Annotated in this window: 17 protein-coding genes; 5 read left to right on the top strand and 12 right to left on the bottom strand. The window is 37.5% G+C overall.

The window, feature by feature from the left end; genetic code table 11:
- Window positions 1-1,528: WD40 repeat domain-containing protein (locus tag I4641_RS15755; protein WP_369426817.1), on the bottom strand; the 1,528-nt coding region annotated here is incomplete at its 3' end.
- Window positions 1,529-1,761: 233 nt separating this feature from the next.
- Here I4641_RS15755 and I4641_RS15750 point away from each other — a divergent pair.
- Window positions 1,762-2,670, top strand: a complete 909-nt coding sequence (locus I4641_RS15750) for a transposase (protein ID WP_229641514.1) — start codon at window positions 1,762-1,764, stop codon at window positions 2,668-2,670.
- Between the two features lie 273 nt (window positions 2,671-2,943).
- Here I4641_RS15750 and I4641_RS15745 read toward each other — a convergent pair whose 3' ends face one another.
- The 4 genes from I4641_RS15745 to I4641_RS15730 form a co-directional block, all read right to left on the bottom strand.
- Entirely contained in the window at window positions 2,944-3,099 is a 156-nt protein-coding gene (locus tag I4641_RS15745) for a hypothetical protein (protein ID WP_229641513.1), read from the bottom strand.
- A gap of 260 nt (window positions 3,100-3,359) precedes the next feature.
- Entirely contained in the window at window positions 3,360-3,827 is a 468-nt protein-coding gene (locus I4641_RS15740) for an AAA family ATPase (protein ID WP_229641512.1), read from the bottom strand.
- A gap of 165 nt (window positions 3,828-3,992) precedes the next feature.
- Window positions 3,993-4,643, bottom strand: a complete 651-nt coding sequence (locus I4641_RS15735; protein ID WP_229641510.1) for a hypothetical protein — start codon at window positions 4,641-4,643, stop codon at window positions 3,993-3,995.
- A gap of 53 nt (window positions 4,644-4,696) precedes the next feature.
- Entirely contained in the window at window positions 4,697-6,997 is a 2,301-nt protein-coding gene (locus tag I4641_RS15730) for a DEAD/DEAH box helicase (protein ID WP_229641509.1), read from the bottom strand.
- 256 nt (window positions 6,998-7,253) lie between these two features.
- On the opposite strand from I4641_RS15730, the gene I4641_RS15725 reads away from it, so the two are divergent.
- Window positions 7,254-7,499 (top strand): hypothetical protein, encoded by a 246-nt coding sequence (locus I4641_RS15725; protein WP_229641508.1) that lies wholly within the window; start codon window positions 7,254-7,256, stop codon window positions 7,497-7,499.
- A gap of 62 nt (window positions 7,500-7,561) precedes the next feature.
- On the opposite strand, the gene I4641_RS15720 is transcribed toward I4641_RS15725, so the two are convergent.
- Together I4641_RS15720 and I4641_RS15715 are read right to left on the bottom strand one after the other, a co-directional pair.
- Window positions 7,562-9,793, bottom strand: coding sequence for a choice-of-anchor Q domain-containing protein (locus I4641_RS15720; protein WP_229641507.1), 2,232 nt, complete (start codon window positions 9,791-9,793; stop codon window positions 7,562-7,564).
- A 112-nt stretch (window positions 9,794-9,905) separates the two neighbouring features.
- Window positions 9,906-10,964 carry a hypothetical protein gene (locus I4641_RS15715; RefSeq protein WP_229641506.1) on the bottom strand — a complete coding sequence of 353 codons (1,059 nt, stop codon included), beginning with the start codon at window positions 10,962-10,964 and terminating at the stop codon, window positions 9,906-9,908.
- Between the two features lie 323 nt (window positions 10,965-11,287).
- Here I4641_RS15715 and I4641_RS15710 point away from each other — a divergent pair, with 323 nt between their 5' ends.
- Window positions 11,288-13,273 (top strand): P-loop NTPase fold protein, encoded by a 1,986-nt coding sequence (locus I4641_RS15710; protein WP_229641504.1) that lies wholly within the window; start codon window positions 11,288-11,290, stop codon window positions 13,271-13,273.
- Window positions 13,274-13,415: 142 nt separating this feature from the next.
- Here I4641_RS15710 and I4641_RS15705 read toward each other — a convergent pair whose 3' ends face one another.
- The 3 genes from I4641_RS15705 to I4641_RS15695 form a co-directional block, all read right to left on the bottom strand.
- Window positions 13,416-13,955, bottom strand: a complete 540-nt coding sequence (locus I4641_RS15705) for a siphovirus Gp157 family protein (RefSeq protein WP_229641503.1) — start codon at window positions 13,953-13,955, stop codon at window positions 13,416-13,418.
- A 54-nt stretch (window positions 13,956-14,009) separates the two neighbouring features.
- Window positions 14,010-14,678, bottom strand: coding sequence for a hypothetical protein (locus I4641_RS15700; RefSeq protein WP_229641502.1), 669 nt, complete (start codon window positions 14,676-14,678; stop codon window positions 14,010-14,012).
- Window positions 14,679-14,742: 64 nt separating this feature from the next.
- Entirely contained in the window at window positions 14,743-15,162 is a 420-nt protein-coding gene (locus I4641_RS15695; protein ID WP_229641501.1) for a hypothetical protein, read from the bottom strand.
- 137 nt (window positions 15,163-15,299) lie between these two features.
- Here I4641_RS15695 and I4641_RS15690 point away from each other — a divergent pair, with 137 nt between their 5' ends.
- Window positions 15,300-15,629, top strand: coding sequence for a hypothetical protein (locus I4641_RS15690; protein ID WP_229641500.1), 330 nt, complete (start codon window positions 15,300-15,302; stop codon window positions 15,627-15,629).
- Window positions 15,630-15,664: 35 nt separating this feature from the next.
- Here the strand turns inward: I4641_RS15690 and I4641_RS15685 are convergent, their stop codons facing one another.
- Together I4641_RS15685 and I4641_RS15680 are read right to left on the bottom strand one after the other, a co-directional pair.
- Entirely contained in the window at window positions 15,665-16,051 is a 387-nt protein-coding gene (locus tag I4641_RS15685; protein WP_229641499.1) for a DUF7249 family protein, read from the bottom strand.
- The gene (locus I4641_RS15680) at window positions 16,038-16,283 is read right to left on the bottom strand and encodes a hypothetical protein (protein ID WP_229641498.1); all 246 of its coding nucleotides are present in this window, start codon (window positions 16,281-16,283) and stop codon (window positions 16,038-16,040) included. The genes I4641_RS15685 and I4641_RS15680 overlap by 14 nt, the downstream gene beginning before the upstream one ends.
- A 106-nt stretch (window positions 16,284-16,389) precedes the next feature.
- Between I4641_RS15680 and I4641_RS15675 the strand changes: the two genes are divergently transcribed.
- Window positions 16,390-16,802 (top strand): hypothetical protein (locus tag I4641_RS15675; protein WP_229641497.1); only part of this gene is annotated, 413 nt, incomplete at its 3' end.

The raw sequence follows: 16,802 nt of genomic DNA, 5'->3' as shown, positions 1-16,802 counted from the left end.
TCCATACTTTAGCAGTCCCATCCTCAGAGGCGGAAACAAGCTTTTTGCCATCGGGGCTAAACACTAGCGTATAAATATCATCAGTGTGACCGTTCAAAGTATAAAGTAATTCACCTTGCTGATTCCATACTTTAGCAGTCCCATCCTCAGAGGCGGAAACAAGCTTTTTGCCATCGGGACTAAACACTAGCGTATAAATATCATCAGTATGACCGTTCAAAGCATGAAGTAATTTACCTTGCTGATCCCAAATTTTAATATTTTTATTATTATTATTATTAATGAAAGCAACCGTTTTACTGTCAGTACTAAAGGTTATATATCTATTGAAATCCTCTCCATTGTTACCACTGGCTATATTGCCATGAAATGTAGCCAGTGCTTTTTCTTTTAAATTCCAAAGTTTGATTGTCCCATCCCAACTTGTAGAAGCAATCAGTTTACTATTAGGACTAAATTCAAAATCAGAAATTATACTTTTATGACCTTCAAAAGTTTGGCTAACTTGCTCTTTAAAATCCCAAATTTCTATTTTTGTATCGCTACTAAAAGCAATAATTTGACCATCGGAACTAATTTTACTTGTTTTGATGAAATCTCTGAACTCTAAGACTGCTAGTTTTTCACCTTTAAGATTCCACAAATTAACATGATTTTGATTGTTTATGATATTGATAATAATAAGTGTATTACCGTCAGGACTAAAATTTAGATGCCTTGGAATAATATTTTGAATAGTTTCAGTCTTAATTAAATCACCTTCGATATTCCAAAGCTTGACTGTATCATTACTGACAGAAGCAATCATCTCTCCATCAGGACTGAATGCTACATTTTCAATGGAGCTAGTATGCCCATTAAATGTCTTGAGTAGTTTACCTTTGATATTCCAAAGCTTGACTGTATCATTACTGACAGAAGCAATCATCTCTCCGTCAGGACTGAATGTGATATTAGCTTGGAAGGATTGTAATAAATCACCCTTAAGATTCCAAAGCTTGGCTGTATGATTGTCGTTTTTATCTCCAGTAATAATTTCAGAGAAAATATTACTATAGTCTGAATTTTCTGTAGTAATAATTTTTCCATTGGGACTAAAATTAAGTTTTTCAATGCTATTCATACTAATTTTAAAGGTGTGGAGCAGTTTACCTTTGGTATTCCAAAGGTAAACTGTATTGTTACTAGCAGAGGCAATCATCTCTCCGTCAGGACTGAATGCTACATCTTGAACTTCATCTGTATGCCCAGTGAGGGTGCGCAGTAGTTTACCTTCGATATTCCAAAGTTTGACTGTATTGCTTCTGCTAGTAACAATCATCTCTCCGTCAGGACTGAATATTGCATTTTCCTTGAAAAAAGGATCTTCTTCAATAAATTCTTTAATCAATTGACCTTGAAGATTAAAAAGTTTCGCATTCCCATTTGAATCACGAGATACAACATTATTACCAATAAGGTCTGCTTCTCCTAATAGATTCATCTGATTTTCTATAGTGTGAAGTAGTTGACCTTGACGATTCCACATTTTAACTGTTGTGTCACCACCAGATATTATGGTTTGACCATCTGGACTGAATTCTATTGAATGAATTTTCTCAGTATGTCCTTCAAATCTATTTGCTTCTTTTATTCGGGAAAGTATATTATTTAGGCTAATTAATGTTGTGTTTTCAGTTTGAACTGGTTGCGGGTTTTATCTCCTGGGCGAATTTGTCTGAAAGCCTTAATTAATCTGGATTCTCAGAAACCTAAGTTAAAGTGGCTCAAGTCATTTTAATTGCAGGAATAGAAGATATAAGAATGCCTCAATCCCAATCCTGGAATTGGATTCCCACCCATTTGACCATTAAACAGTTTGAACAATTTGTCTTGCCCCACTTGCATATTGGTAGTCGTGGTCCTCAGCCAAAACTTTCTTTACACACAATTTTCAACTACATTTTGAAGCTGTTGTACCTGGGATGTCAGTGGAAGGAACTGCCTATTGCCAAGGATGAAGATGGGCAACCAGAGATTCACTACTCCAGAATCTATAGAGCATTTCGACGCTTTGAATTTAATGGGTGCTTTGAGAGTATTTTTACCGCTTCAGTGTCTTTGCTGCATGAGAAAGGACATCTCGATACCAGTATTATTCATGGTGATGGAACGACAACAGCAGCTAAAAAAGGCGGTGATAATCTGGGCTTCAACGGTCACAAGCACATGAAGGGGGATAAAGTAGTGGCATTTTGCGACCGTAACTGTAACATAATCGCTCCCTTTATTACAGCTCCTGGCAATCGTAATGAATCACCTCTGTTAAGGAAAGCACTGCCACAAGTGACTCGTGTCGCTCAAGCTGTCGGACTCGATCTGAATCAAACCATCGTCAGTTTAGATGGGGTCTACGATAGCAGAGCTAATCGCAAAGCCATTTTTAATCGGGGCATGATTCCTAATATTAATGAAAATCCCAGAGGGAGAACCACTCCCAAACCAGGTAGAAAAAGACTTTTCGAGAATGCTATCTTTCTTGAAAGATTCCGTACCATCGAGCGGGTATTTGCTTGGGAGGATAAATTTAAACGTTTACTGCTCCGCTTTGAACGGATTAGTGAGTTACATTATGCTTTGAAAAGTCTGGCTTACACCATGATTAATCTTCGGCATTTCTGCCAGAGTTAATACTCTCCCTATCTTTGCAGTCTTAAGGTCTGAGTAAGAAGACCTGGATTTATCCTGTCTTGAAAACGGCAATATAGAGATAATTTGCCAAGAACAAGATCCAAAACAAGCTTTTGACATCATTATGTTCTCAATTTGCTCTTGATGTTAAATATTTCCTCTCAACTGGAATTAAAACCCGCAACCAGTTCTTAGCCTCTTTTATCCTCTCTGGTTTCGCTTGATTATTTTCTTCAAATATTCCAACGAATAACCCCGATTCACTACAGATTCTCACTTTTCCCAACTCCCAGATAAAATGACCCACTGTTCTCCCTCTCTAACCTCCTGTCCAGAGCAATACCCAAGCTCGCGAGCTAAATCGTACCAATGACGGAATATTGCACCTTCATCGATCGCGCGATCGAGATCGCTTAAATCCTCAGACACTAGATTCTTCGCTCCCCAATCGCCTTTGAGTGCTGATACGAAATACCCCGATGGATTTGGTATATGCTGCTCTCTCTTCCTCGCCCGAACAATCACGATCGCATTTAACTTTCAAGAATCAAGAATCAAGAATCTTGACAAAGCTAATTACGTCCAAAAACAACTACTTACAACCCTAAATTGTGCGATCGCACTTTTCTTTAATCGTAGAATTGCCGAAAGATTGAGATTGATACGAAATATTTCTATTCAAAGCTGGATTAAGGATTGACTTCTCTTACCGCTACAAATCCTTCTTCTACTGTTGGTGGAGACTGTTCGAGATCGTCATACGATTCATCGATTGTCGCTTTTGGTATTTGAATCGGTCTTCTTTTATTCCAGTATTTGCAAACGTTAACTGGAGTTTTTATCCACCAACATACCCACTCAAAATCAAGATCGCTGGTTTTATCCAGAAAAGATTTTCTTCGATCCAACCGAACATTATTTGCATCATAAATAACGACCTGTTTGTATTTCGCCCCCAATCTAACTCGATCAATTACCTCATTTTCAATATCGTTCCACTTTACCTTTGTTTTTTCACGCTCGGACAATTCTGCCTCAATCGCACTAGCAGAGACAACAACCGAATCGGGAATTTGTTGGTGTAACTGTTTGGTAAAAGTTGATTTACCACTGCTAGGTAGTCCAACTAGAAGGTGGCAAAGTGTAGTTTGAGTCATGCGACACCATAGAATTCCTTTGCTGAATAAGTATATATCGATCGATACTTCAAATCGAATATTCGTTTGTTTATAGTAGACTGATACAAATTTTCCTATCTACTAAATTAATAAATTCCTAAAACTCAGCTTTTTCTAGATATTTGCCACAACCCAAAATATTGCTTAAATTCTTAGTTGATTAGCAAAAAGATCTTCCTCTGATAGTTTAGAATCTTTAAAAGTAAAAATTAACAAAGGTGTCATCGGACTACGGAGAAATTTAGATGTTTTTTTCAAAGATTTATTTTGAAGATAGTCTTCAATTAATTTTGATATTTTTTTATCTACATCTGTTCCCTCCTCAGCAGCAAGTTCGTAGATGATTTCGCAAACTTTTGCTATCGATATTATTTGTAAAGTAGCTTCTGAAGACAAAAAGCGACAAAGTTCTTTTAGATCGCTAGGGAATATAGCGTTTGGCATAATGCAATTTGGATTCTCTACAATCGCATTTCTATGAGCTTCAACTAAATCGATACTTCTCGCTAAGTCTAAAGCAGAAAACCAACGCCTGATAACAATTGCAAGCACTACACCAAATGTAGATATTATTAAACCAACTGTTCGTCCAGGAATAGGATCTTTATAGTTAAACGAGCTTAATTTAACAATTAGCCAAATACCACCTTTCCAAAAACAAAGATAAAATATAACATAGGTCATCAAAAGAGAAAATATTATCCCAATAATATATAAAATAACAGAACCGATAGTTTTTAAAACTTTTTTCAATACAGATATTAGCTTATAGCTTTTATTTTTATTTTTATTCATGATATTACTTAAATCCAATAATATTATTAAATAACGATATTTTTAAGATAGAATTAATCTGAAATAATTACAGATTTGTTATTTTGAATAATTATTTTGTCCTTGATTTTTGGTCTAATATTGTTTTTTCTCGACCTACTTGTCTTGATACTCATTAAATTTTTTTTCTTGATAACTTTCAATTTTTTTTGATTAGTAGGCAATTTGATTCCCTCTGTAGCTAATTCGCCATCATCATCAGTGACCCTTTGTAAAGATATAGTTTTATTGTTAAAAGCTTTGAAGGAAAACTCAGGATACTGTTGTTTACAAGTCCTTAATTCCTCAAAAACTGGGCTTTCTTTACCTGTCACTACACACCAAGCTTTAGAACGACTTATAGCTGTAAATGCTTCGTTGCGTTTGTGCAGCAACGTTCTCCCTTCTCTATGAGGGCGATCTGCATAGTCAAATCTTGTAGCATATACCTTCCATGACTCATTACCTTTGGCATAGTAAATATGAGCTAGCGTTACGTGACCTGGTTTGCGAAAACCCTTCTCTCCATAAGGAGTAACATGATGAGCTTGAATCCCTTTATTAATTAGAAGTTGTTTAATATTTTGAAGAAAATAGAAATCTTCCTCGCCAAATACTCCAGTGATGAGTAAATCTTCAGGAGCAAATCCCCTAATATTGATATCTTTAGCAATCTCTTGAGCAATCCATTCCTGTTCTGTGCGATCGCACTCAAATGTTTTCAAATCCAGTATGGGGTCTGCAATGTGCTGTAACTGAAAATCAAGGCGATCGAATTCATGACAAATATTATCTGGCGATCGAATAATAGTTACCAGCTTTTGTTCTTTGACACTGGTTTGACTAAAATCTCCTGATGTTACTTCATAGCCCAATTTTTGCCAGTCATTTTTAGTCGTAACTCCTTGCAAAACTCCTTCTTGACGAAATAAACCCATATTTACGGCATGAGCAGTCATTAGAAGTAAACTAGGAGTACGATAGCATTTACTCATCACATGAGATTTTCTAGCCCCACCTTCTTCTTTACTGTAGTTACCTTGTAAATTGACTAATAGAGAACCAGTTTTTTCGTCCCTACCAAAAATAGTTTCTGGTTTTGGTATTACCAGCGAACCAACCCCTTGAGCCTCATCATAAGCCCAGTACAAGCGTTTTGGTTCTCTTAATGAAGAATAAGCCAGACGGTAAAAGGAAGGAGGTAAATCCTGTCCCTCGTCAATAATCACCGCATCATAAAGTTGAGGAATATTCTTAACTTGTATCTCCAATTTATTACAGACAGATTCAAAATCTCCTGAAGAAGCTGGTTTAACTCCGCAAGCTTTAGCCAGGTTAAAATAGAACCCTTCACCTACTTTTTCTCCTCCCCAAGAATGAATCACTTTTAATTTGTTCCAATTAGGGCTTTCTGTTTCTCGATCGGATTCTTCGAGCAGATCTTGATAAGCAAAATTGATTAATTCTAGTGTCTGTTGATAGAGAGACTTAGTGAAAAAAGTAAACACTAGATCCCAATCTGGATGTTCGTAGTGCATCTTTGCTACTCGTTTTGCTAGTAGCAGGGTTTTTCCCGTCCCAGCTAGTCCTCGCAATCGCTGCGCTCCTGGGGGAACTTCCGTAGCAATTTTCTCTTGAAGCTTATCTAATACCATAGACTTGTACTGAATCTCTCGCATTAGAGTAGCAATACTATCTTGTTCGGTACTTGCCTTGGCTACGTTTTCTCTAACACTATCTCTCTTGCAAAACTCCCATAATTTTTCTTGAACACTTCGGCTGGGGAGATGTTTTTTATCCTTACGCTTGGAGTGTAATGAATCAAAAAGCTTGTGTCTGATTCGTTCGGGAGTTAAATCTTCTTTGAGCAGTATTGCTCCTCGAAGTGCGGGTAGATTACTAAATTTTGTTGACCATTCTGTCTCGGAAATGAACGGTAAAGCCAATAGATGATTTGATGTCAGGTTTAAATAAGGTCGATTTAACTCTCTTTTGGCATATTCTTTAATTTCTCCGACAATAGCATACATAGCTGATTTTGCCTGTTGAAGAGGTTGCATAGTAGGAGAATACCAAGGTTGGCGCATTTGCCATACGTCACCATCAATTTCTGCGATTTGTTCGAGACTACACCCTTTTACTTCAATAACACATATTCCCCATTCATCGTGCATTAACAAGACATCTGACTCTTTTTTAAGCGAACCATTATCGTGTCTTGGCTGGTAACCTAGATAAGCTTTACCTGGTTCTTGTTCTAAAGCTATTTTTAAACACTGCCAAATCTCATTTTCTGCCCGATTGTTGCTGTAGGGTGTTGCTGGAGTAAACTTCATCGTTGTAGTAGTATTGATTACTACTATTAAAGCTCACAAGATTGTAATTGTCTTGTATCGACAATACTTAAATCAGCGAGCTAGTGGTATTTCCACCGAATCTTTACAATTATTTGATGAGGTTATAAACAGAGTCAATCTTTCTGTTTACACCCAGTTTTTTTAAAATTCCTTGGTTTCTCAAGATCAAAAAATAACGTAGTTTCTTGACATCTTAAAATAATTGCTCAAAATTGGTGAATAAAAAATTAAACCCATGCACGTTATTTACGAAGAAATTACCAATATTAGACAGCGCAAAGTTTTAATTTATTGTCCTTACCCACAACCAAAAAGTAAAAACATAATTGGGCGTTTGCTTCAATCGTTTAAGCCAAAACAGAGGAAATTTTTCTGGATCGCTAAAATTCAAACTGAAAAAGTTGTCGATCGCTCGTATAATCTCAAACTTATTAAATCTCTTTTTTTTACCAGAATTGAGGCAGATTCTGAAGAATCATAACAAACCAAACAACCTAAATTCCTATAACTTAGAGTTTATTAGATATTAAAGTAAATTCATGGTTACTCTGAAAAAGGAAGAGCATAGTAGGCTATTCCTTCCGATTGAAAATCAGGTAAATTAGCTTCTACGTTATCTCTTTCACCAGTAGAAGGAGTATAAAAATGCGCTCCAGTTAAACTGTTAAAAAAACGATAGATGGGAATTGAACCTTCTACTTCTGATTCATAAGCAAAAAAGGCTTCTCCCTCAAAACTGAAATTATTTAATTCTTCTGTCGCATCTCTTTCAACTTCGGAAATAGTGTAAAGATGAACTCCCGTATCCTGATTGAGAAAGCGATAGACTGGCATCGGTTCTGGATTTCCAGTTAGAGGATCTATGCTTTTATAGGAACTTCCTTCAAAATTGTAGTTGGGTAATTCTAGAACTGCATCTTTTTCTGTTTCATTAGCAGTATAAAAGTGAACTCCTGTATCTCGATTAAAAAAGCGATACACGTTATTGGAAACAGGACTATTAATATCATCAAAATTAGAATTTAATTCAAAAGCACCAATATCAACAGTGCCGTTAACGATGCGATCGAATTCTCCTCCCCTTTGATCGTAGGGAATTCCACCTTCGATAATGCCATCACCATTAAAATCCAGGCTAGTTGGTGTTCCTTCATCATCAAGATCGACAAAACGTTCCTGGAGAATACCTTCATTGTTGCCAGCGTCGATCGCTATACTATCTGATAGTAAACTGTGAGTCTGGGTAAGCCCACCATTATCCTGCAATTCTCCTAGTCCAGGATCGGGATTCACCAGATCGCTTCCTTGTCCTAAGCTTTCTGTTTCAGTTGCTACCAAATCGGCATTGATAATTATTCCCTCAGTATTGCCGATTAAATTATTGGCATTACCCCTAGCCGCGCCAGAAAGATCGGGATTAATTTCGCCCGTACCACTATTATCAGGAGTGTCAAAATTTCCCGCCACAATGGAATTAGAAAAGCTTATTTTCCCTACATCAAATCTATCTCTATCTCCTACGGTAGGATTTTCAGTACCTTCAGTGAAGGAATTGGTTAAAACACCACCTCCATCACCAATTCCGTCATTATCGCTGTCGGCAAGATTATTGGTAATGGTAACGTTAGTAGCAATTACTTCGCCCGATCGCGTAATTCTTTCCGAACTGTAACCATTTTCGTTACTATTGTCGGGGGAGTCTTGGAAAAAAGAACCAAAAACTACGATACCACCACCGCTTCCAGCAGTACTATTGCCGCTGATAGTAGTATTGGCGATCGCAACTTTTACGTCTTCAGAATTATCTCCTCCAACTACAATTCCCCCACCAATATTAGTTGACTCATTATTATTAAAAGTACTTCCAAGAATAATTCCTGCTTCCGTAATAAAAAGTCCGCCACCGATACTAGATGAATTATTACGAACGGTAGTATTTTCAATAAATCCAACCTCGCTTAAACCACCGCCCGAACCTCCCGCGCTATTGTTTTCGATAGTAGAGTCATAAACTCCTGCAACGGTGAGATCGTAGCTAGTACCTTCTGGGCGATGTATTCCACCACCATTACCATTAGCCGTATTGCCACTAACAATACTTTCTCTCAATTCCAAAAAACCAGCATTAATGCCACCACCATTTCCGTTAGCCTGATTGTTATTGATATTGGAATCTGTAATGGTAGTAATGTTTAAAATATTACTAATACCTCCACCATCACCATCGGCATTATTGTTAGTAATAGTAGAGTTTTCTAGTACTATTTCTCCGCTAGCACTAATCCCTCCCCCATCTCCACTCGCTTGATTATCAGTCACTGTAGAATTAGTTAGGGTAAGGCTAGATGCTATATCCACTAAGATACCGCCGCCATTACTTTCACCTGAAGTCGCGATTTCTCCTGGGGAACTAGCTATACCGCCAGTAACGGTAATATTTTCTAGAGTTAGCCCTTCTCCTCCCACCTGAAATACTCGATCGATGCCATTGGCATCAATGGTTGCATTATCTTCTAAGCTACGGATAGTAAGACTACCAATATTATCAATAACATCTAAATCTCCTACCGAAGCTGCTTCATTTCCACTTGCACCCTCTTCTCCCTCGATAGTTAATTGATAAACTGTTCCCCCTTCAAGTTCAATAATTTCATCTCCTGAGGTACTATTGGCGATAATTACCGCATCACGCAAAGATAAACCCGTTCCCACATCTGCACTACCATCATTTTCATCGACTGTGGTGTTGACTCTAAGAATTTGTATTTCTTCCATTGTTTTTGGCGTAGTTCAAAAAAGGGGTATTTTGGGTAACAAACGCAACACAAATTAAGCCTGGTTATGACTAGGCTAGTAGAACAATAGTATTATAATTTCTTCAGGTTATTCAAGCCCTTTGAAATCTCTCGAATCCCAGCATTTCTAACCAATGAGGGTGTTTAATTCCTGTCATTAACTCTGTAGGGCTTTTGCCAACTCTTTCAGTCACTCGGCTTTCGAGAAAGGTACGATGATTCAGGAAAAACCTGAGCAGGTCAAGATAATCAGAATTGAGGTGTTTTCTCAAGAAAAAATAGTTTCTCAAGCGAGAATTGAGGTTTTCAACCAAAGAACTAGCTCTGGGAGTACTTTTCATTGCCTTTTCCACTGCTTCTTTTACTGGAAGAAATTTTTTTGAAAGTTGATGATAGAGATGATTCCATTTCTGCCAATAGACATTAGTTGAAAGAGACTTCTTCATTAGCAAACAAACTTCTCGAACTAGAGAAGGAGCAATCTGAAACTTTTGGGCAATATCTGCTAGTTTTTGGTCTAATATTCTAGCAAAAGCTAATAAACTCTCTTTTTGATTCGATAAAGCAACTCTTAAAGCTTTAATTCCTTTGTGAGCTTGGTCTTCTCTGAATTGGAGTTCTTCAATAATGAAATTCATCAGTTCCATTCTTTCTGAGCATTCTGCCCCTGCTAAGGATAAAATATCATTCCTAAGCCAAAAGAGCAGTATTTTGATGTCGCTGGCTAATTTTTGGATTATGACTTCATTTTTACGAGCTAAGTTCAGTTTAGCTGATAATTTATTTCCTTTACCCTTTAACTTGGCTAATTCCATCGAATGCTCTAGCTTTTTTCTTTTAGTGGTTGCTCCCTGAGCTTTTTTAGCTACACTATGGCATAATGTTTCGCCTTGGTTGAGAAGATGCCAAATATCTCCGTGACAAGGCTTTTCACCCCAAGCAGCTTTTTGTCCCGCTCTGATTCCACTCCCTGCATCAGCAATGGTGTATTCTGGATTTAATCCCTGCTCTTCGGCTTCGAGCAAATAATAGCCCCAGGTATCTTCGTCTCGATGCGCCACGGCTTCTAACAGAAAACAGTAGGTCGAATCAGCATCCACTCCTGTCAAGACTGGTTGATTACCCTGAAACAGTTCATCTAGTAAGGCCACTCCGATAGATGATAAATCTTGAGTTTGATTGATTTTTCGAGCTTTTTCGGTCGCTTCGATTACCCTGTTATGAATGGTGCCCTATTTTTTAAAACACTGAAGCCTGAAAAGCCTATTATTTCGTTATTGGCGATCACTAAAAAAATCTTAATTCCTGAAATACCAAAGGTATATACCTTTAGCAGCTATCTTGCACTATTTCGGGCATATCTCGGCAAGTTTCCAAGCTTGTGAGTGTAAAAGTTTAATATCATCACCAAACGTAATAGTACTTAATTTGGTAGTCAAAGATTATGATAGTCGTTTTCTTTTGGACAATTAATATGACATCCCTACAAACTGCTGAAAACGTTAATGCTTATGTTGAAAGCTTTTTGAATTTCTACTGCAAGCTAGAAAAATCCCCTGGCTATGCCGTTCTTTTGAAGGGCAAGTGGGGCTGTGGCAAATCTTGGTTTGCAGAACAATTAAAGCGCAAGTTGGAAGCAAATAAACAAAAAGTGCTTAAGATTAGTCTCAACGGAATTAGTAAACCACAGCAGATACAGGAAGAACTCTTTTATCAGCTTCATCCAACATTAGGATCACCAGGAATGAAGCTGGCTGGAAAGTTCGTCCAAGGAGCAGTAAAAGGCTTTCTTAAAATAGATCTTGATAATGATTCTAAAGATGATATTAGTCTTAACTTCAATATTCCCGAAGGTTGGCAAAAGCTATTTAATCAGGTCAACAAGAGTATTTTGATATTTGACGATTTAGAAAGATGTCAGATACCGATTGAAAGCATCATGGGCTACATCAATAATTTTGTAGAACAGCAGGGCTTAAAGGTAATAATTATTTCCGATGAGAGTAAGTTTGATAAATCGGATTCATATTGGATGATTAAGGAAAAGGTTGTCGGCAAAACTTACGAAATTCACCTAGATTTGAGAGCAGCTCTAGCAAGTTTTATAAATGAGCTTCAAGACGCTGAAGCTAAGTTATTTTTGACTAATAGTTCGGATTTAGTTGAGGAGGTGTATCTCAAGACCGAATATAAGAATTTGAGAAGTCTGGCAATTATTATTTCTGATTTCGAGCGAATTCATCAAGAGATAGACCCAAAATACCAGAAAAACAACGATGTACTAACAACTGTCCTTAAATTTTTGATTGCGCTCTCGATTGAAGTAAAGAAAGGCTTTTTAAGCCCAGCTAATATAGCCAGAATACCCGAATTCTTAAGATTTAACCCCGAACATCCTATGAAGTGGAGAACTAAAGATAGTGTCATGGGTTCTATCTATCAACCAGATTTCGACTCAAAATATAGTGATGAAGAGATTAAAACTCTTACCAAGCTCCAAGAGATCTTAAAAAATTACGACTTTCTCGATCCGATTATGGGCGAAGCTATTCCCGATTTGGGCTGGTGGCAAGAATTTATGGATCGAGGCAAAATCGATTGCTTGGGACTGAATGAATCTATAGCCAATAGTCGATATCTTCTAGAAAAAAATGCTCCTAGTTGGGTTCGGCTTTATCACTTTTGGCAACTAACACAGTCAGAGTTTGAGCATCTTTTGGCAGAAGTCAGTTTAAACTACTCGAACCATGATTACACAGAGCTATATGAATTTATTCACGTTACGGGAATATTGATGGAGCTATCGTCGCGGGGGCTTTACCAACAGCAAAGTGTAGACGAAGTTTTGTCTGATGCAGTGACTCAGGCTAAATCAGTTTTCGCCTATGGCGACAGGGATCTAGATTCGTTTTGCGAACTGCTAAAAATTACTTTTCCAGATGGATTGAGAGGGGCATATGGTCTTGGTTTTCGAGCTGAAGATATCAAGCAGTTTGACGATTTCTACTTCCACTGCATCAAAATCCACAGGATTTCGCTTGATATCTACTCATCGAAGTTATGTGATTATCTACTCGATTTAATGTCAGAAGATATCTGGAAATTTAAAAACCTCATCTGTACGAATAAATATTCTACTCAGTTTGATCCTCTAGCAGATTGGGTGCATCAGCGTCCAGTATTTGCTTATATGGATGTAAACAATTTTGCCAATAAATTTTGGGGTTTGCAATTCGACGATCGTCGTCGCTGTTTTTCTGGATTGTGCGAACGTTACGATATCATCAACATATACTCAGACTTAGGGAAAGAATTAGGCTTTTTAGAAAATTTTAAGCTTCACTTGTCAGAGAAAAAAGCTGAACTAGGCAATTTAGATGCTCTGCGATTAGAACAGCACCTAGAGAATTTGGATGCTGGTATAGATAAGATTACTAACTATCAACGAGCTAATGTCTGAGGAAATTGTTTTAAAAATAGGTGAACTAACTTTCTATTCACATTTTGTAGAATTCCTCGTTTTTCAGGAAACGTGGAATTGAATCTGAAGTTCCCATAATTCCGTTTATTTGAGCAATATGAGCGATCGCCCGCTCCAACAATTATCTAATAGTTACAGAATGTTCGTGACTTTCAGACAAAGATGCCCAATCAATTGCACCTTGAGCATCGGTCTTTAACGCTGCTCTAATTTTAGTCAAATCTGGCTTATGAGTGACTTTGACATACTCGGCGGGTAATTCTTCAGGAGGAACGTTTAACAACACTTGAGGCTGTTTCTTTCTCAGACTGATTTTAGTCGATACTCCATCAATGCGATTAACGTTAGATAAAATCATCTGAGAGGTCAAGTATTTTCTCAATCTAGCTGCTTGATTTTCTGCTTGACTAGCTAATTCTCTAATTCGTCTAGCTTCGGTTTTTCTAGCTTCTGCAAGGGCTTCCTGGTGTCTGATGTACCTTGCTACCTGTTCGGCTTTGGCATTGAAAGATTCTCCAGTTTCTAGCCATTGAGCAAAGGTTTCTTGTAGCTTGGTTTCTTTTTCTTCATCATCGAGAGTTTCATCATCTGCGATCGCACTGATGGCATTCTCTAATTCTCGAATTTCTTCGGACAGTTCCCAAAGTCTAGTTGTAGTCATAGTTTTAAATTCTCCATAGTAAAGCGATCGCCATCTATGACGACCGCTATAAATTTAATGATTAAGCGTGCCGAGTAAGCTACGAGTCGAGCTTTCAGGTAATTCTTGACGTTGTGTGGTGATTCCTTGTAGCTGTTGAGCCGTCCAGCCATCAACACAGGTCATATCTCGCGTTCCTTCAAGGTCGATTAACTGTCCACTGTATGCGGACATAAACGTAGCAATCAGTTCTAGCTGTTGTTTTTCCTGTTCGGTTTCGCGTTCTCGCCAGTCAAAGTCGATAGTATAGTAAACTCCGTTTTCTCCTGCTTCTCGATTAAAGCCGAGGGTAAAAATTCCCATACCAGGATCGCCGTGTTCCATCACTTCTTGAACTTTATTAAACAGATGGGCGATGGATTGTTTCTTGATATAGCTACAGCAAACGGTATTTTTCGGCAGTATTTGAGAATCAACGCCAGGAGCAGCGACAAAAAACAACTGAATCCAGAGAACATTCTCAGTTTTGCCTAAAGTTCCAAAAAACTTAGAAACTTTGACGATACTGATATCTATTTTTTCGTCTGGGTTAGATTTGCGATGTTGGGCTTCGTTACCACCGACAAACAAACCGCCATCTTTACAGTTGAGTCTGACAGAATAGGGAACATCGGGGAGAAAAATAGTATTTTCTGGACGAGTGCCAAAGACACTGAAATTGTTTGATTTTTTAGTTCTAGTCATTGCTTTGATTTTTTTTGATTGATGTAGAGTAGTTTTGTCCCCCAAAAGCGGGGGAAGTTGTGATTTACCAGTGCTGCTGGTGTCCTGTGGTGTAATAGTCGTATTCGTCAGAATCGCAGCCGAAATCTTGCCACTGTTGAGACTCGACTAAATAATCCAGCCCAAAAGCATGACTGTCTGATTGTCTTTGCATTCCGCGCACTTTAATTTCTACTTCAAAGTCTTTGAGATATTTTGGTTCGCGAACTTCGCACATCCCAGAGCGATAGAAAGTCTTGAAAGTATTAACGTGACTGGCTACTTCGTCTTTTCTACAGCCTAGATAAACTACAAAGGCTGGTTCTGTCTCCGTAGCATTGCCCCAATTATGGCGATCGCCTTTAACTGCTTCACAAATAGCCACGCTTTCACAGAGTTGATTTACTTCAAAACTTCCATGAGGTGACACCGTAAGAGGTGATTTTATCAAATTTGAGTGATACATTAAGAATGTCTCCAATATGAGATGATCGCCCCTCTGACTAAATTCTGAGTTCCATCTGATTTACTAGAGGGGTGGTGTAAAACCATCTTTATTTTATCATATTTAAGTGATAATTATCATATTTAAGTGACATAAAAATGCCAAGAACCAGCAAGTTACTTACAGAAAAACAACAGGCGATCGCCGAGGAAAATGGAATTCCCAGAGTGACCGTTTATAAGCGGATTAAAGCAGGTTGGGATGTAGAAGAAGCGATTACCAAACCCACTCGCAAAGCTGGCAATAGAAAAAGAAAAGATGGTCTATTTGTTGATACTGGTAAGGCAAAAGCTAGATTTTTTAGTCTGACTCAAGAATGGGACGATAAACTAGCTAAAGAGATCGCCGATTCGGATCTGAGTGAAAGTGAATGGATCGAACGGGTAATTATTGATAGATTGAAAAGCAAAAAACAACAAACTAAGTAATAGTCTGTTGTTGAATTTAATTGTTTATTAAGTATTTATTCAGTTAAGAAATTTTCTGCTATTTCTTGCCAGTCCACTTTAGATAAAGCTGAATTTAATAAATCAGTAAATAAGCTGGAAGTATCAGCAATAGGATTTTGTTCTTCAATCCAACCTTTTAAACTTGAAGTTAAACAATTTTCTCTTTCATCTTCGTCCTCATATTCTTCTTTTACCCGTTCTACTAATTCACAACGATATTGATAAGAGTTGTAGTCATTATCAATCCACAAAGCTACAGCCCAAGTTTCGTAATTATTCCAGCCATTGTATTTCTTATTATTCATGATGCGATCGCTTTTACCTAATTTCTTTTTCCCCTCGCCATAAACAAGGGGCTTTGTTGTTGTTGTTTTGATTAAGAATGAGTTACGCCACATCATCTAAATAGACGTTGCTATCTAAGTCTTTCCAGAATTTTCTATTGCGTTTGAAATACTCGGTCGGGTCGGACAAAATTTCTTCAATTTCATCCTCTAAATGTCGTTTCAAGACTTTCTTAATTGAGTCTCGATCTATCTTTTCGTCATATTCCAAATAGCGATCGCCAATGATATTTTCTACCGCATCATCTAGATCGCTGTAGGGGATTGTAATGTCATGTTGATTATTCATATCTGACTAAATTCTATGTTTGAGTTCCAAGTTAATAGTATCACATTTAAGTGATAATTATCACATTTAAGTGATAAAATAGATATAGGAACTCAGAAAATTAGTCATGATTAACAAAGCAAATTTCGTATATTCAAAAGCAGCAGCAGCAAGAATCTTAGAGGTTAAGCCTCATGTAATTATTAGGTTTGAGATTTGGGCTTATATCTGTTTTGTTCAGGTCAAAGGACAAAGACCTACATTTATTAGTAAAAAAGTATTTAGACAGCATTTTGTAGACGTGAGAATAGAGCGATCGCGTTTTCTTTGCACGGCTCAGGTAAACCAAGAACACTTTAGAGTAGTTAATCCTAAAAAGAATACAGCTTACAGTGTTTACTTGTTTGAAGATGGTTTAGATTGTGAGTGCGAAGATTATAAAAATCAGGTTTTAATTTTCAACGGTCGAGCCTGTTGCAAACATAACTATGCTGTTTTAACTTGGTTGGGCTACAACCGATTGAAAGATTACATTACAGC

Source organism: Waterburya agarophytonicola KI4, assembly GCF_020640915.1.
Taxonomy (GTDB): Bacteria; Cyanobacteriota; Cyanobacteriia; order Cyanobacteriales; family Xenococcaceae; genus Waterburya; species Waterburya agarophytonicola.
This window is presented reverse-complemented; position numbering and strand designations above follow the sequence as displayed.

Bases quoted from the DNA above. Each gene is read 5' to 3' on its own strand.
- I4641_RS15740 (WP_229641512.1), bottom strand. From the start codon at position 3,827: ATGACTCAAACTACACTTTGCCACCTTCTAGTTGGACTACCTAGCAGT.
- I4641_RS15735 (WP_229641510.1), bottom strand. From the start codon at position 4,643: ATGAATAAAAATAAAAATAAAAGCTATAAGCTAATATCTGTATTGAAA.
- I4641_RS15730 (WP_229641509.1), bottom strand. From the start codon at position 6,997: ATGAAGTTTACTCCAGCAACACCCTACAGCAACAATCGGGCAGAAAAT.
- I4641_RS15725 (WP_229641508.1), top strand. From the start codon at position 7,254: ATGCACGTTATTTACGAAGAAATTACCAATATTAGACAGCGCAAAGTT.
- I4641_RS15720 (WP_229641507.1), bottom strand. From the start codon at position 9,793: ATGGAAGAAATACAAATTCTTAGAGTCAACACCACAGTCGATGAAAAT.
- I4641_RS15710 (WP_229641504.1), top strand. From the start codon at position 11,288: ATGACATCCCTACAAACTGCTGAAAACGTTAATGCTTATGTTGAAAGC.
- I4641_RS15705 (WP_229641503.1), bottom strand. From the start codon at position 13,955: ATGACTACAACTAGACTTTGGGAACTGTCCGAAGAAATTCGAGAATTA.
- I4641_RS15700 (WP_229641502.1), bottom strand. From the start codon at position 14,678: ATGACTAGAACTAAAAAATCAAACAATTTCAGTGTCTTTGGCACTCGT.
- I4641_RS15695 (WP_229641501.1), bottom strand. From the start codon at position 15,162: ATGTATCACTCAAATTTGATAAAATCACCTCTTACGGTGTCACCTCAT.
- I4641_RS15690 (WP_229641500.1), top strand. From the start codon at position 15,300: ATGCCAAGAACCAGCAAGTTACTTACAGAAAAACAACAGGCGATCGCC.
- I4641_RS15685 (WP_229641499.1), bottom strand. From the start codon at position 16,051: ATGATGTGGCGTAACTCATTCTTAATCAAAACAACAACAACAAAGCCC.
- I4641_RS15680 (WP_229641498.1), bottom strand. From the start codon at position 16,283: ATGAATAATCAACATGACATTACAATCCCCTACAGCGATCTAGATGAT.